This is a genomic window from Alcanivorax jadensis T9 (assembly GCF_000756655.1).
Classification (GTDB): Bacteria; Pseudomonadota; Gammaproteobacteria; order Pseudomonadales; family Alcanivoracaceae; genus Alcanivorax; species Alcanivorax jadensis.
In genome coordinates this window covers 58,065-73,976 of the sequence record NZ_ARXU01000012.1, presented here as the reverse complement: position 1 = coordinate 73,976, position 15,912 = coordinate 58,065, and the positions used below count along the sequence as shown (strand labels likewise).

The window sequence follows — 15,912 nt, the reverse complement described above, 5'->3', positions numbered from 1 at the left end:
ACACCGGGCCAGATGACGGTTCAGAATTCGGCATAAAGTGAGGCATGGACGGTGTACTCGCTGTCAGTCAGTTCCGTTGAATGTTGTTCCATGGGCCAGGACACTTCGGTGGTGAAGCGCAATGAGCGGTAACCCAGCCGAACACCCGCTGTGGCGGAATCCAGCCGGGTAAATTGGGGCTCATTGCTGTTACCGGGGATCACCCCCATGTCATAGGCCGCAAAGGGCGTCACCGATACCGGGCTGGGGATCGGTGGAAAGAAATCAAACTGCAAGCTGCCTGCCGCCGCGGTGTTACCGCTGACGGAAATATCCTGATACCCCCGCACTACAGACCGGGATGCCAGAGAGAATCTCTCGGACGGAAACAGGGTCTCATCGGCGTACTGGGCATTAATACGCAGCGCGAGAGTGCCATATAACGGTTTTATGAAACGGTTGGCTGTAAGAAATGTCTGATAGCGCGTGTGCGTGATGTCTGCAATTGACTGTCCGCCAGGGAGGTTGGTGGCCGGGCCGGCGCCATGGCCTTCCTCGATGGTGAGCGTGCCGGCCAGCTGAGTACGCCCCCACAGGTGCTTGGCATTGAGGCGCCCGCCCAGGGTGTGCAAGTGGTAGGAACTGACCCGGATAACCGCGTCTTCCAGTAAATTTTCTGCATCCGTGTAGGTGCCCAGAAGGGACAAGGATAGCCGGGAGCGATTGCTACGGTAGAGGGTGCGCGTCAGCTCCAGCCGGGAGGTATCCGTGGCGCCAGTAGAGTCGAATGTCTGGAAGATGCCCTGAATTTCGTTTTCATATTCCTGGCGGTTGTAGCTCAGGGCCAGATTCCAGTACCCCAGGCTGATGTCATAGCTCAGCCCCGCCCCCCAGGCACTGTCGGTGAACTCGGTATCCAGATCGCTGTTGAGCGACAGGGACAGCCGGTCTGTGAGCCCGAAAGGGCTACCCCAGTCCAGCCCCGCCTGGGCCGTACCGTGGTTGGTATCTCCGTAATGCTCCTGATCCACCACCAGAGTGCCACGATAACGGCGCGGCCAGTCGGCCTGGCCGAGCACGACGGTGCCGCCCTGCTCTTCTCCCGGTGCCAGATCCATCTTGGCATCCAGGTGGGGTAGCCGGGCCAGGGTTTCCACCGCGTGCTCCAGATCGCGCAGGTTGACCAGATCACCGGGCTGCGCCGGCACGGCCCATTCCAGCACGCGCAGCGGCATGCCAACAGCCTCGAAGCCTTCCACCTGCCCGGCAACCACCAGCAGAAGAAGCTTGCCGGAGGACACATCCTGCTCGGGAATCAGCACCCGGCTGGTCACATAGCCTTTGTCGATCAATCGATTGGAGAGCTGTGCCTGCAAGGCCTTGATGCCTGTCATATCCAGGCAGGTACCTTCCGCCTCGCGCACCGGTTTTTGGAACCAGCGGCCAAAAAGGACAGGCGCATCATTGAGGGTTTTCAGAGCAATAGTGTCGATCTGGAAACAACGGACCGAAGGTGTGGAGGTGTCAGGCACGGGCAAGCGCAACCCGGGCTGGTCGCCGGGTAACTGCATCTCTTCCAGTTGCTGCTGCTGACGCTCGCGTTCCTGCTCCTGCAGGCGATCGAACATACGCTGCTGTGCATCCGGTGCCGCCCAGGCAGCACTCGCCACCAAGCCCAGCACCATAGCACCGCAGCGTAAAACGAAACGTTCCCCTAACATGGCTTTCCTTGCCGATCATCCATCCAGCGAAATAGTGCGGCTTCATCGCCACCACTTATTTGTGTACTGTGCTGCGCTGGTTAAAAAGAAAGCGGGATTCTACACTTTTATGTCTGTTAATGGCGCCTGGAGAAAACACTAACGTGAACAGGATCACATCTCTTATACAGCAGGAAGCTGTTGTTTTTCTGGTACTTTTGTTCCTTTTATTGACAAAGCCAGTACAGGCAAGCCTGGAAAGGGCCATGGCTCCGCTGACGGAAGAAACGCCAAGCAAAACGCCGAACTACAATACCGCGTTGCGTGATGCCAATAAGCTGGAGCCCGCTGCCCGTTTTGTGCTGAGTAACCATCTATTACTTCGCCAAGGCGCACAAAAACTGGCGGCAAAAGATTACTCCCAAAGTCGGCAATTACTTACGCAGGTGGAAACCGACAGCCCTTCTGCCATACAGGCCAGCCTGCTGATCGCGGAAAGCTACCGCCTGGAACAGCAACCCGAGCAGGCCAAGGACTGGTTTTTACGCACAGCCCATCATTATCCCTACCGCACCCAGACTCTTTCAGGATTGATCAGCGCCGCCAATGACCAGCCTGTCGATCAAACTGGCCTGGCACTGGCTCTTTACAATAAAGCGGGGGAGCAGGCGGACTTTGCCCTGGCGCAATTACAGCAACTGAAAAGCAGCCAGTTTATTGACCCGCTTGCCGTTATTTTTCCCTCGAAGCTGGATGAGCAGGTCCGCCAGGCCTTCTTGCTGCGCTGCCTTCACAACCCGGATGAGGATCTGCTAAGCGAATCCAGCCGCCTGCAGGAAGCGGTAAGCAGCCTGCTATACCTGCAAAAGCAGCGGCAAACCCTGGGGCAAAAACTTGAATTACTGCAAAGCCAGCTGCAGGACTATCAACGCCAGCGGCAGAGTTTACAGAACCAGTTGGACAGTATTGCCGCACAGCAACGCTCACTGGAATCACAATTGATTCCGAACAATCTGGATGATGATCAGGTACGGATTCGCCGGCAGCTTGGCCAGCTTCGTAACCAGACCATTCGCATGGACAACCAGATCGCTTTCATTGATCGCACTCGCCAGCAATTGCCGGCCATGGTCGATAATCTCAACGCCGAGATACAGCAACTGCATCAGCAAGCCATGGCACAGTTGAAAAGCAGCAACCAGGCAGTTAAAGCCGTACTGGAAAGCAGTTACCGGGCCTATTACAGAGAATTGAGAAATCTGGCCGCAGAAGCCAAATTGCAGCATGCTGAACGCCAGGCAACATACCAACCCTAGTCTAGGCCGCCACTAATATTGCAACTTATGACGGCCCCTTTTTCCAACACTCTGTGTTGCTTTTCTTTGACTTAGGCCCACTATGCCTGCAGAAAAGCGCCTTGATTGGCGAAAAAATGCATTCGCAATAAGTCACAAAATCAGCGACGACCTACACTATCCGCACACCGCCGCTTATGCTTCACTGCCCTTCTTCGCCAATACTCAGCCTTTTCCTATGCCCAACCTCAAATGCCCCAGCTGCGACCATCCCCTGCAACTCACCGGCAATAGCTGGCACTGCGACAACGGTCACCGCTTCGACCGTGCCAAGCGTGGTTACACCAATCTGCTGTTGGCCCAGCACCGCCGCTCGCGCGCGCCCGGTGATGACAAGGCCATGGTGCAGGCGCGTACGGCATTTCTGGAACTGGGCCGTTATCAGCCGCTGGCGGATGCCTTGCTGGCCGGGCTGGGCGACGATGATCAGCCCTGGCTGGATATCGGTTGCGGCGAAGGCTGGTATACCTGCCAGTTCGCCCAGCGGCTGGGGAGCGATAACGGGGTCGGCGTGGATATTTCCAAGTTTGCGGTGGATGCAGCGGCGAAACGGGACAGGGCACTGACCTGGTTGGTGGCCAGTGGCGCCCGGCTACCGTTGTTTAATGACAGTCAGCAACGGATATTTGTGCTGTTCACCCGGCTATTCACCGATGATATTGCCCGGGTGCTGAAACCCGGCGGCGAACTGATTGTGGTTGGGACCGGCGAGCAGCATCTGCTACCCCTGCGTGAGGCCCTCTATGAAGAGGTTCGCCAATCGGGTTTCGATGCGGGCAAGTTTCTGGATGCGCGATTTACGCAGATCGATAGCCAGGATATCCACCTGGAATGGATTCCCGACGACGAACAGGAATTACAGAACCTGCTGGCCATGACCCCACACCACTGGCGCGCCAAACCCGAGGCCAAAGCCGGTATCGGCAAGCTCGTCGGCAAAGCCATGAATGCGCATTTTGTGATTCAGCGGTGGCGGCGGATTTAATTGATAACTCGCTGGAAAGGGCATCAAGTCCTGAAACGCAAGAGGCCGCGCCTAAACGCATGGGTGCGGCTTCTTGCATTCAAAGACAACAGCAACACCAATCCGCGCCGTTATCAATTATCCATTCTCAATTATCAATTTCTTTTCAACTGGCACGGCTCGCCCAGACTCACGGTGACGCTACGCGCTACTGACCCTTTCTCCCCAACACCGTATCCAGATATTCCAGCAGATGGTTGGCATTGCTCACCGGCGCCCGATAGGCCAGGTGCCCGTCCGGGCGCATCAGCCACATTCTTGGGCCTTCACCAAAGGCGGCGGCAAACTCGCCCTGGTGGTCCCGCCAGATACGGATGGTGCCTTCTCTTGGGATCTCACCCACCGGTGTATCCCGGGCCACGACTACGGTCAGGTGAACGCGCTCACGGTATTCCTGGCCCAGACGATCACTGAGTGCATACAGCACCAGCCGCTCTTTATGGCCCGGGCTCTCGCCCAATTGCAGTAACAGGTGGTGAACCGGTTTGCGCAGCAGGTCGTGGAGCTGATGGAGGTGACCGGTACGCACGGAACCCAAGGCTGCGTCAGGCAGGCGGTCGCCGGGCAACGGGCCGCGATGCCGCCAGCCCAGCTCCGCTTCCGGGCCACAGCCCACCAGCGGCGACTGCCGGTAATGCACGTCCAGCTGGCTGGCGGTACGCAGCAGGCGCCGGGTCAGCCCGGGTCGTCCGCCGGCCATTTTCAGCAGGGAATCGCGGGTTCGGCGCAGCATGGGCAGCTTCACCAACGAGGCCCGCGATAACATGTCCACCCCGTGCAGCATTTTATCTGCCACCGGTTTGCGTTCCTGCTCGTAACTATCGAGCAAGGCTCCGTTGCCATAACCCTTAAGGTAGAACGCCAGTTTCCAGCTAAGGTTGAAGGCATCGGCCAGGCCGGTGTTCATGCCCTGGGCGCCCAGCGGGCTCTGTACATGGGCCGCATCGCCGGCCAGGAACACCCGGTTGCGACGGTAGTGATGGGCCAGTCGCCGTTGCACGGAAAAGCGGCTGATCCAGCGAGGCTCACCCAGGTCCGGCGTCTCGCCAAGAATAGGCGTGAGCCGGTCGGTAAAGGGCTGCAGGCTCAGCTCACCTTCCCAGGCCTCATCCCGGGCCATGATCAATCGCCACCCCGTTGGTAACGGCAGAGCGATCAGCAGCCCGTCTTCCTGCAGGAAGCCATGGGAGCTGTCACTGCGCCAGGGCCCCTGCCAGTCCACATCGGCCAGCAGGAAATGTTCGTCGTAATCGACGCCATTGAAGCCGATGCCCAGCTGCTGACGCACGGTGGAACTGGCACCATCGGCCCCGACAAGCAAATCACAAGTGACCGTTTCCACGTCGGCCCCCTGTCGTATCCGGGCACGGACCCCTGCGCCATCCTGGGTAAAATCGAGCAATTCTGTGCCCCGAATCAGCTCGCCACCAAGACTCCGGTAGCGCTCAGTGAGGGCTTTTTCCACATCGGACTGGGGGCAGCTCAGTACCCAGGGGTACGGGGCATCAAGGCTGGTCAGATCCAACTCAAACAGGAAGCCCTTGTCGCCATAGACGGACACCGCTCGCATGGTGCGCGAGGCCTTGCGGATCGGTGCCAGCACTTCCAGAGCGGCAAAAATCTCCAGGCTACGGGCATGCAGCCCCAAGGCCCGGGACCAGGGTGACGGCTCGGCGAGCCGGTCGATAATGCAGCAATCAATGCCGTGTCGACGCAGGCCGATCCCCAGCGCCAGGCCGGTGGGGCCAGCGCCAACAATCAGGACCTGCGGTGTGCGGTTACCGGTAATGCCGATGTTACACTCTCCTCAGGGCAGCCCATGCGACACAGGCCACCCGATTTTCAATCCTGCCACATCCCAGAGTTCATTCATGGCACAGGCCTCACGCAAGATTATCCACGTGGACTGCGACTGCTTCTATGCCGCCGTGGAAATGCGTGATGACCCGACCTTGCGTCATCGGCCCGTGGCCGTAGGGGGCGACCCTCACCGGCGCGGTGTTATCGCCACCTGCAATTACCCGGCCCGCCATTTCGGGGTGCATTCTGCCATGGCCTCGTCCCAGGCTCTGCGGCTATGCCCGGAACTGGTGATTGTACCCCCCAACTTCGACAAGTATCGCAAGGTCTCCACACAGATCCATGACATCTTCCGCCGTTACACCAGCCTGATCGAGCCCTTGTCGCTGGACGAGGCGTTTCTGGACGTGAGCGCCAGCGACCAGTTCGATAATAGCGCAACCCGGATTGCCGAGGCGTTAAGGCAGGACATTCGTCGGGAACTGGGGATTACCGTGTCCGCCGGCGTAGCTCCCAACAAGTTTCTCGCCAAGGTGGCCAGCGACTGGCGCAAGCCGGATGGGCTCTTTGTGATTCCCCCCGCTCAGGTAGACGCCTTTGTGGCTGCCTTGCCGGTAAAAAAGATTTCCGGAGTGGGCCGGGTTACCGGCGAGCGTATGGCCGGGCTGAATCTACATACCTGCGGCGATCTGCAGAGCATGAGTCGGCTGGAACTGTCACAGCACTTCGGCAGTTTCGGCGAGCGGCTCTATCACCTGAGTCGTGGCGAAGATAATCGCCCGGTGCAAACCGGCCGGCGGCGCAAGTCCGTGTCCGTGGAGCGCACCTACGACAAGGACCAGGTGGATCTGAATGCCTGGCTGCGAGAGCTCGACGGCCTGCTGGAAAAGCTCAAGGCCCGCTTCGCCAAGCTTGATCAGCACTATCTGATCAGCGGGCTCACCGCCAAGGTGAAATATCAGGATTTTGTCAGCCTGAGCTGCGACAAAGTGGGTGACGATCTGGACCCGGCCCATTTCGAGGCGCTGCTGCGCCAACTATGGGAACGCCGCCAAGGCCCCGCCCGCCTGATTGGTATCGGCGCTCGCCTGCGCGACCTGAAAGCCCCGCAGCAGCCGGACCTGTTTCCGGAAGAAAGGGAAAAAGCGCTGCGGCATCAGCGTAATCGGCTCTAGCACCATTGCAGGCGCATAGCGGAACAACGCCCGCAGGGCGCCCGAAGGGTTATCGAAGTGCATCCCAAAACCTGAGAAACGATATTTACCACAGAGGACACAGAGAGCACTGAAGAAAGAGATTTTTTCTCTGTGTGCTCTGTGCCCTCTGTGGCGAAAGTGCTTTTGACGTGGCCTTGCAATCGCGCCGCCAGCGACGTTCCTACGGGAAGCGTGGAGGGTTCAATGTACCCGCTGACAAACGCGACTCTGCAAATCCGAAGGGATTAGCCCGTCCATCAATTCCCGGCCCCGGCGCTGTACCGGTTCCATTTGGGCATCCAGATAGGCATCCAGGGTGGCCACACAATCGGCGCAGCGGTTCATGGAATCCGTATCCGGGTGTTCGGCCGCGGCCTTCACCGCCTGTTCCAGCTGATTCAGATATTTGAGCAACATGCTTTGCTCCAGATAAAACCTCATTAACGGGCCGGCTTTCTGCCGGTTCCCAATCGACCAAGTATGGCGCCCCTTGAAGACAGCCAGATGACACAGATCAACCATGCAGTCAGTGTGCCAGACTTGATAAAGATTCCGACGCCTGCGCCGGCTTGGCGTTCCCGGTGAATTGTAAAAGAGTCTGTCGTCACCCTAAGGATCAGGAGCTTGCAACTCTTCACTCACAGGGATTGTCATCTGAGGTACTCTTGGGGATTGTAGCTGCTTTGACGGTTTGCCCTGCTGTCGGGCGGTTTCCTTGCTAGAGCAAGGTTCGCGCCTCAAGCGGCGCTCCTACAGCGGCTTTTATAGCCGCAGGTGTTGCCAGGCAGGCCCTGAATAACGTTTATTTTGCGACGGACCCGACCCTATGACCGAAACGGTATCCACTATTGTTGCCCCGGAAGGCAGCCTGGAAGTGCTTAGCCAGCACGAAGTCGAACGCCTGCGGGACACCTCCGGCAGCGGCCTGCATGAGTTACTGCGCCGTTGCGCCCTGGCGGTACTGAACTGCGGCACGCCCACCGATGACAGCCGCCAGGTGCTGGAGACCTACAAGGATTTTGATATTGAGGTGATCCAGGAAGATCGCGGGCTGCGGCTCAAAGTGGACAATGCCCCTGCTGGTGCCTTCGTGGACGGACGCATGATTCGCGGGATTCGCGAGCACCTGTCAGCGGTGCTGCGCGATCTGGTCTATGTGGCCAACGAAATCCAGAATAACGACAGCTTCAACCTGAGCAGCAGCCAGGGCATCACCAATGCGGTGTTCCATATCCTTCGCAATGCTGGGGCGCTTCGAGCCGGGGCCTCGCCCAATATGGTGGTGTGCTGGGGGGGCCACAGTATTTCCCGGGTCGAATATGACTACAGCAAGAGCGTGGGCTACCAGCTTGGCCTGCGCCACAAGGACATCTGCACCGGCTGCGGTCCCGGCGCCATGAAAGGCCCCATGAAGGGCGCCCACGTGGCCCATGCCAAACAACGCTTTGAAGGCGGACGCTACCTGGGAATCTCCGAGCCAGGCATTATCGCCGCCGAGGCCCCCAATCCTATCGTCAACGAACTGGTGATCATGCCGGATATCGAGAAACGACTGGAGGCGTTTCTGCGGGTGGGTCACGGCATTATTGTCTTCCCTGGCGGGGTAGGCACCACCGAGGAAATTCTTTATCTGCTCGGCGTGCTACTGCATCCGGAAAACGCCGATATGCCGCTGCCCATGGTGCTGACCGGACCAGCCAGCAGCGCGGAGTATTTTCGCCAGGTGGATGCCTTTATCCGCTACACCCTGGGGGAGAAAGCTGCCGAGCGCTACCAGATCATCATTGATGACCCGGAAGCCGTGGCCCTGGCCATGTGTGCAGGCATTGATCGCCTCACCCTGTTCCGCCGGGATAACGACGACGCCTTCTACTTCAACTGGCGGCTGAAAATCCCCCTGGAATTCCAGCAACCGTTCGAGCCCACCCACGAGGCCATGGCCAGCCTGGATCTCAGTCCCAACCAGCCGGTCCACCTACTGGCCGCCAACCTGCGCCGTGCCTTCTCCGGTATCGTCGCCGGCAACGTGAAGGAACAGGGCATCCACGCCATCGAACAACACGGCCCCTACCGCCTTCACGCCCCGGGCGAGCTAATGCAGCACCTTGATGAGTTGCTGCAGGCCTTTGTGGAGCAACACCGCATGAAACTGCCGGGAAGTCATTACGTGCCGTGTTATGCGTTGGAAGGGTGACCCCATCCTGTAGGAGCTATGCTTGCATGGCGAACCGAGCGTAGCGAGGCAACAGAAATCCAGGCCTATCCACGATTCTTTCTGGAACCTGTCGAGCCCTGATATTCCTGATATTCCTGATCGTCCTCCGGACGATTGCCGCGCAAGCGCGGTTCGCATGTCGCAGATCCCCCTTGGGGGGGGCAAGCATGGGCTCCTACAGCGGCTTCGTAGAACGAAAAAAGCCCCGGACATCCGGGGCTTTTTCTTTTTTTTCACTCGTAGCTCGCAGCTGCCTTACCGAGGCTGCATACGGATACCGCCATCAATACGGATGGTCTCGCCGTTGAGGAAGCTGTTCTCGATCATGTGGCAGACCAGCTGAGCGTATTCCGCCGGGTTACCCAGACGCTTGGGAAACTGGGTCATTTCGATCAGCGGCTGCTTCACCTTGTCCGGGGCAGCGTTCATCAGCGGGGTGTTGAAGATGCCTGGGGCGATAGTGTTGCAGCGGATGCCCAGCGGCGCCAGGTCGCGGGCGATGGGCAGGGTCATGCCGACCACACCACCTTTGGTAGCCGCGTAAGCCACCTGGCCAACCTGACCATCAAAGGCCGCCACGGAAGCCGTGTTCACGATCAAGCCACGCTCGTTATCTTCACCCGGCTCGTTCTCGGCCATGGCAGCAGCGGCCAGACGGGCCACATTGAAGGTACCGATCAGGTTGATCTTTACCACCATGTTGAACACGCCCAGATCATGGGGCTTGTTCTCACGACCCACGGTCTTCATGGCAGAGCCTACACCGGCACAGTTCACACACACATGAATGGCACCGAATTTTTCCACGGTGGCGTCGATGGCCGCCTTGACGGATTCCTCGTCGGTCACATCGGTCTGCACAAACGCTGCATTGGCACCCAGCTCCGCCGCCACTTCCGGGCCGCGCTTGTCGTCACGGTCCAGAATCATGACCTTGCCGCCCTTGGCAATAATCGCTTCAGCAGTGGCCTGGCCCAGACCGGACGCGGCGCCGGTGATCACGGCAACTTTATCGGTAATATTCATATGCTCTCCTTGTGGTGAAAGGGCATGGGCTGTTGCTGCGCCAACAGCAGCAACCCATTACAAATGCTGCCCCGCAGTATACCCACCCCGTTCACGCGTCACATTGTTGCTTTCGCTCAAAGTGGATGCCACTCTTTGACAACCGGATTGGGAGGGCAAACCTTGCCAGATACCGCCAGACAAGACGCCAGCGCCACACTGATGGCGCGCTACCAGCGTATCCGGGCCTTCAGCGAACAGTTCTGTGACCCTTTGCTCACCGAGGACATGGGGCTGCAGGCCTGCGCCGACGTGAGCCCGCCCCGCTGGCATCTGGCCCACACCACCTGGTTCTTCGAGACCTTCCTTCTCAAGCCCCACCTCGCCGGCTACCGGGTATTCCACCCGCAATTCGAGTACCTGTTCAACAGCTACTACAACGGCATTGGCGAACAGTTCGCCCGCCCTCAACGCCATCTGTTGTCACGCCCCACCGATAAAGACGTCTATGCCTGGCGACAGCAGGTAGACGACGCCATGGTCCGCCTTATCGAACAACAACCGGGCCTGACGGGTCTTGTGACACTGGGACTCAATCATGAGCAGCAACATCAGGAGTTGCTGCTGACAGATCTGAAATACAGCCTCTCCTTCAACCCGCTGGCGCCAACTCTCGGCCAGCCTCTTGCCAAAGCAGACAGCCCTGCACCGCTGAGTTTTCAATCTTTCAGTGGCGGTTTGGTGGAAATCGGTGCCAGCGGCCAGGGGTTTGCTTTCGATAACGAAACACCCCGCCACCGGGTCTGGTTGGAGCCTTTTACGCTGGCAAACCGTCCGGTCAGTAACGGCGAATTTCGCGCATTTATCGAGGATGGCGGTTATCGACGACCGGAGTTATGGCTGTCTGACGGCTGGGCCTGGGTACAGGCGCAACATAGCCAGCGGCCGCTTTACTGGCACGAGGATCTTGACCGGCACTTCACTCTGGCAGGACTACAACCGCTACACGCTGGGCAGATTCTTGCCCATGTGAATTACTACGAAGCAGATGCCTATGCCCGCTGGGCCGGCAAGCGGCTGCCCACGGAACAGGAATGGGAGCACGCGGCGGCAGCGCAACCCCTGCAAGGACATTTTGTGGAAAACGGTAGCTACCAACCCGGTCAGGCCCGCGATACCGCCATGGCTCACCTGTTCGGTGATGTCTGGGAATGGACCGCCAGTGCCTACCTGCCCTACCCGGGATTTCAAGCAGCGGTGGGGGCCGTGGGGGAATACAACGGCAAGTTCATGTGCAACCAGATGGTGCTGCGCGGCGGCTCCTGCGCCAGCAGTCGGGAGCATTTGCGGGCCAGCTATCGTAATTTTTTCTACCCTCATCACCGCTGGCAGTTCAGTGGCATCCGGCTTGCGGGAGACCCGTCGTGAACCAGCAACAGCTCGGCCCCAACCTGACTTTCTTCGACCTGCAGCCACCCACCACCGACATGCTGGCCGAAGTCAGTGAATCCCTGCGGGCACCGACACCGACGCTGCATCCCAAGTTTTTCTATGACGAAACCGGCTCCAGCCTGTTCGACCGGATTACCCGCACCCCGGAGTACTACCCCACCCGCACCGAAGCGAGTTTGCTGCATCGCTACGCCGGGGAGATTCATTCACGGCTGGACGGCATCCACACCATCGCCGAACCCGGTGCCGGCAGTTGTGAAAAGGTGCGGGTATTACTCGATGCCTGGCAACCGACTCACTACATGCCACTGGAAATTTCCCGGGAATGCCTGCTTGGCGCGTCACGGCGCCTGGCCGACGACTTCCCCCGGATACATATCAGCGCCGTTTGCGCGGATTATTGCCAGGCCATGGCCATGCCGGAGGGATTACAACAGCCGGGGCGTCTGGTTTTTTTTCCTGGCTCCACCATCGGCAATTTTGAACCGACACAGCGAGCGGCTTTCCTGCGCGGCCTGCGCGAACTGGCGGGCCCCGGCGGTTCCCTGCTGATCGGAGCGGATCTGCAGAAACCCTGCGAACAACTCCATGCCGCCTACAATGATGCCGGGGGACTCACTGCTGCCTTCAATCTGAATGCACTGCATCATCTGAACCGGGAACTGGATTGTGGTTTCGATACCGACACCATGCGCCATCTGGCGTTCTACAACAGCGCGCAAAATCGTATCGAAATGCACCTGGAATGCCTGCAGGACCAGCACATCCAGCTCGGCAAAAATAGCCTGACACTCTCCGCCGGCACCCGTATTCATACGGAAAATTCCTACAAATTCACCGTCGAAGGATTTTCCGCCGAACTGGTCGCCGCCGGTTTCACACCCTCCGCCTGCTGGACCGATAGTGACAGCCTGTTCAGTCTGCATCTGGCCTGTGCCTGACCATCATCACTACCTCTGAATCACAGTCCATAGCGACCCGCAATGCACGCCATACGTTGGCCAGGACTGCAAAGACTGTAAAACTGACCACTTTGACATCAGTGAATAGTGTGAACTGGCACTGGTACCGTTATACTGAACCGCGTTTTTTTGCCGATTCAGTCTTCGAAAGAATAAAAGGGGTCACGGGCTACCGTGGCATAGGGAGATCGGATGCTCGAACTGATCAGCGCGGCTCGCCGTCGTAAACGGCCGCCCACACACCAGCTGTTTGATGTTGTCACCCAGGAATACCGGGTGGGGTTGCTGGATATTGACCTGAACATGCATCTGAACAATGCCAAATACCTGAAGTTCATGGATCGCTGCCGACTGGAACATGCGGTGGTCACCGGGTTGCTCAACCGCATGATCGAGGCGCGCTGTAATGGCGTGGTGGCCAATACCGAGATTTCCTATATCCGCGAACTGCGCCCCTACCAGCAGTTCCAGGTCCACACCCGCATTCTCGGCTGGGACGACAAATACGTGTACTACGATCAGCGCTTCGAGTCCCAGCGCAAACTACACACCCATGCCCTGCTGCGGGTGGCCAACGTTTATGGCGGCAAATCCATCAGCCCCCAGACCCTGCAGGAAATCACCGGCTTCAACCAGACCTCCCCGGCCCTGCCGGAGTATGTGGAACAGTGGAAGCGGTTGTTGCAGACCAAGCGGCGGCTGACGGAGAGTGACTAGCTGCTAGTAGCTACGAGCTACGAGCTAACAGAAAAATCTGCTGTAGGAGCGGCGCTTGAGCCGCGAACCGCGGCCCCGGAAGATCGCGAACACGTATAGACCTGTTGAGTTCGGCAAATGCCTGATCGCCCCCGGATCAAGTCCGGGGCAGGCTCTGCGGTCGATTTCCTCGCTACGCGAGGCTCGCGGCTCAAGCGCCGCTCCTACAGCGGCTTCGTAGAAAGGTTATTCCTCTCCAGAAAACAAAAAGCCCCGGCATGCCGGGGCTTTTTTGTTCTTGCTGGAAGCGAGTGGCTAGCCACTCGTAGCTATCATTTTTCCGCCGTATACGTATAGAACGGCGCCCAGCGCGGTACCTTGCTGTCCTTGCCGGCGTAGTAGACACCAGGCTCATCCAGACGTAGGTCAGCGATTTCGCGCAGGGCCACGGCACGGGGTACCTGCTGTAACGGCCCGGCTTGCTGGTAATCCTGGGGATTGGCAACCAGCTCTTCCATATCCAGCGGGCGGGTTTCCGAGTAGCGGAAGTAGTAGTCCTTGCCGCCCTCCACTTCCAGAGGCATCTCGAACACCATTTTCAGATAGAGCACACTGAGCGGGCGGCGAGCGTAGAAGTCATGGGTGCCGGCGGGCAATTCCAGCCAGCTATAGGCCCCGGCCTTGAGACCGAACAGCTGGGAAGCGTCCAGGAAAAACACCGGCGCCTGAACCTCTTCATAGCCCCAACGGGTAATCGGACGATAGATGTAGACCATGGCATTACGCGGGTCCAGCGTATCCATGGGTTTAAAGGTCTTGCCCTGGGGGGCATGGATGAAGGCACCGGGGGTCGAGGGGACTCCCACACCGAGGCTGGAGCATCCCGAAAGCGTCCACAGGCAAGCTGCCAGCAACACAGCCAATCGCATTATTATTCTCCAGTGATGCCGCTTCCCGTTGATCTGGGGCGACCCTGTTTATTATTCCGCGCAAGATAATGCTTATGAAGGTGCTAACTATGGCCGATTTGCGAGTATTGCTCAAGATGAAGGTAGGTGCTCAAATTCCCGCCAAGTGATTCGTCCCTCCTCTACCCTGCCCCGCCTTTTCTGCTAATCTTCCGCCATGGCAGTTAATCGTATCCACACCCCCTGTATCGGCGTCTGTTCCACCGTCTTCGGTGATACGGTCTGTCGTGGCTGTTGCCGCTTCAGTCACGAGGTGGTGCACTGGAATGGTTACACTAACGAAGAGAAGCAAATCGTCTGGAAACGGCTGAATCTGCTGCTCTGCCAGGTGGTGGACAACTATTTCGTGGTCACCGATGCGGCCCGGCTGGCGGCAGAGATGGACTTTCAGAACCTGCGCTACCAGACCCAGCTTTCCCCCCAGGGCTGGGTACCGGAGCTGCTCAAGGCCGCCGGCAAACAACAGATCCCCTATGACCGCTTCGGCCTGCGCGCCCTGCCCCCATCCCGGGGGCTGTTGCCGCGAGAACTCTACGATCAGATCAGTGCCGAATGCCACGCCCTGGCCCGGGCCCACTATGACCGCTCCTACGCTCGCCCGGTCACCCTCGCCGCCGAACTCACCGAGCTTGCCGCCCGGGAGAAGGGGTTGATCTGACCCCTACCCCCATCCCTAGGAGCGTCGCTGACGGCGCGGTAGCCGAACCTCTGAAAAGACTGATTTACCACAGAAGGCACAGAAATCACTGAGCAAAAGGCGGCTTTTGCTCTGTGTGCTCTGTGCCCTCTGTGGTGAAAAGGCTTTTGATTTTGTTGGGCTATCGCCGCTCATACGGCTTGCCTCTCTCATTTGTCCCCAAATGACCCTTCCACAAAAACATCAATCAATGGCACAGTTCCGGAATGAACATTCATTCATCTGTCGAGTGAGACCTGCCATGGCCACCCCTGCCCGGACGACCCCGGTCGACAACAAGGAAGCTCGCAAGCACGAACAGATCATTCGTGCCGCTCTACGGGTGTTTGCCGAGCACGGCCTGCACGGCACACCGGTACCACCGATTGCCGCTGAAGCCGGTGTCGGTGTCGGCACCTTGTATCGCTATTTCGATAGCAAGGAAGCATTGATCAATGCCGTGTTCCGCGACAGCAAACGTCGTCTTCAGGAACGGTTGCTGAGCGACCTGGATCTGATGCACCCGTCACGCAGCCTGTTCGACAACTTGTGGGCCCGGCTCACCGCCTTTGCCCGCGAGGAGCCGGATGCCTTTCGTTTTCTGGAAATGCAGGATCACCACAACTACCTGGACGCGGAAAGCCGTCATCAGGAACAGGGCCTGCTGATTCCCCTGGGCATCATGGTGGTGATCGGTCAGCGCACCGGATTGCTCAACGACATCATGAAACCGGACCTGGCCATCGCCCTGTTCTGGGGGGCCTTTGTGGGCGTGTTCAAGGCGGAACGGCTGGGCTACCTGACCCTGGATGACGACGACCTGAAACGGGCCAGGGATGCCTGCTGGCTCGCCATCGCCAATCACGACAACAAGAGCAAATAAT

14 protein-coding genes are annotated in these 15,912 nt (G+C 58.7%); 9 read left to right on the top strand and 5 right to left on the bottom strand.

Translation table 11 applies throughout. From position 1 onward, the window contains the following. Nucleotides 1-20: 20 nt before the first annotated feature. Entirely contained in the window at nucleotides 21-1,700 is a 1,680-nt protein-coding gene (locus tag T9A_RS13600; protein WP_035249433.1) for a ShlB/FhaC/HecB family hemolysin secretion/activation protein, read from the bottom strand. 245 nt (nucleotides 1,701-1,945) lie between these two features. Here T9A_RS13600 and T9A_RS13595 point away from each other — a divergent pair, with 245 nt between their 5' ends. Together T9A_RS13595 and T9A_RS13590 are read left to right on the top strand one after the other, a co-directional pair. Next, nucleotides 1,946-2,995, top strand: coding sequence for a hypothetical protein (locus tag T9A_RS13595; protein WP_035249430.1), 1,050 nt, complete (start codon nucleotides 1,946-1,948; stop codon nucleotides 2,993-2,995). A gap of 217 nt (nucleotides 2,996-3,212) precedes the next feature. Beyond that, on the top strand, nucleotides 3,213-4,019 hold the full coding sequence (locus tag T9A_RS13590; RefSeq protein WP_035249428.1) for a putative RNA methyltransferase: 807 nt from the start codon (nucleotides 3,213-3,215) through the stop codon (nucleotides 4,017-4,019). Between the two features lie 187 nt (nucleotides 4,020-4,206). Here the strand turns inward: T9A_RS13590 and T9A_RS13585 are convergent, their stop codons facing one another. After that, nucleotides 4,207-5,817 (bottom strand): FAD-dependent monooxygenase, encoded by a 1,611-nt coding sequence (locus tag T9A_RS13585; protein WP_269530087.1) that lies wholly within the window; start codon nucleotides 5,815-5,817, stop codon nucleotides 4,207-4,209. Between the two features lie 112 nt (nucleotides 5,818-5,929). Here T9A_RS13585 and dinB point away from each other — a divergent pair, with 112 nt between their 5' ends. Next, nucleotides 5,930-7,033, top strand: coding sequence for a DNA polymerase IV (gene dinB / locus T9A_RS13580; RefSeq protein ID WP_035249424.1), 1,104 nt, complete (start codon nucleotides 5,930-5,932; stop codon nucleotides 7,031-7,033). A 222-nt stretch (nucleotides 7,034-7,255) separates the two neighbouring features. On the opposite strand, the gene T9A_RS13575 is transcribed toward dinB, so the two are convergent. Beyond that, complete coding sequence (locus tag T9A_RS13575; protein ID WP_035249423.1) at nucleotides 7,256-7,471, bottom strand: hypothetical protein; 216 nt, start codon at nucleotides 7,469-7,471, stop codon at nucleotides 7,256-7,258. A gap of 409 nt (nucleotides 7,472-7,880) precedes the next feature. On the opposite strand from T9A_RS13575, the gene ppnN reads away from it, so the two are divergent. Further along, entirely contained in the window at nucleotides 7,881-9,248 is a 1,368-nt protein-coding gene (ppnN, locus tag T9A_RS13570; protein WP_035249421.1) for a nucleotide 5'-monophosphate nucleosidase PpnN, read from the top strand. A 276-nt stretch (nucleotides 9,249-9,524) separates the two neighbouring features. On the opposite strand, the gene T9A_RS13565 is transcribed toward ppnN, so the two are convergent. Next, nucleotides 9,525-10,295, bottom strand: coding sequence for a 3-hydroxyacyl-CoA dehydrogenase (locus T9A_RS13565; protein ID WP_035249419.1), 771 nt, complete (start codon nucleotides 10,293-10,295; stop codon nucleotides 9,525-9,527). A 201-nt stretch (nucleotides 10,296-10,496) separates the two neighbouring features. Between T9A_RS13565 and egtB the strand changes: the two genes are divergently transcribed. The 3 genes from egtB (at nucleotide 10,497) to T9A_RS13550 (ending at nucleotide 13,405) form a co-directional block, all read left to right on the top strand. Beyond that, nucleotides 10,497-11,702: an ergothioneine biosynthesis protein EgtB gene (gene egtB, locus T9A_RS13560; protein WP_052043028.1), complete on the top strand. Its 1,206-nt coding sequence runs from the start codon at nucleotides 10,497-10,499 to the stop codon at nucleotides 11,700-11,702. Further along, entirely contained in the window at nucleotides 11,699-12,667 is a 969-nt protein-coding gene (gene egtD, locus T9A_RS13555) for an L-histidine N(alpha)-methyltransferase (protein ID WP_035249414.1), read from the top strand. The genes egtB and egtD overlap by 4 nt, the downstream gene beginning before the upstream one ends. Nucleotides 12,668-12,880: 213 nt before the next feature. Further along, nucleotides 12,881-13,405, top strand: coding sequence for an acyl-CoA thioesterase (locus T9A_RS13550; protein WP_035249412.1), 525 nt, complete (start codon nucleotides 12,881-12,883; stop codon nucleotides 13,403-13,405). A gap of 311 nt (nucleotides 13,406-13,716) precedes the next feature. Here the strand turns inward: T9A_RS13550 and T9A_RS13545 are convergent, their stop codons facing one another. Then, on the bottom strand, nucleotides 13,717-14,313 hold the full coding sequence (locus T9A_RS13545; RefSeq protein WP_084573507.1) for a DUF2846 domain-containing protein: 597 nt from the start codon (nucleotides 14,311-14,313) through the stop codon (nucleotides 13,717-13,719). A gap of 196 nt (nucleotides 14,314-14,509) precedes the next feature. Here T9A_RS13545 and T9A_RS13540 point away from each other — a divergent pair, with 196 nt between their 5' ends. Then, on the top strand, nucleotides 14,510-15,010 hold the full coding sequence (locus tag T9A_RS13540) for a DUF1289 domain-containing protein (protein WP_035249410.1): 501 nt from the start codon (nucleotides 14,510-14,512) through the stop codon (nucleotides 15,008-15,010). 280 nt (nucleotides 15,011-15,290) lie between these two features. After that, nucleotides 15,291-15,911, top strand: coding sequence for a TetR/AcrR family transcriptional regulator (locus tag T9A_RS13535; RefSeq protein ID WP_035249408.1), 621 nt, complete (start codon nucleotides 15,291-15,293; stop codon nucleotides 15,909-15,911). The last annotated feature ends 1 nt before the right edge of the window (nucleotide 15,912 follow it).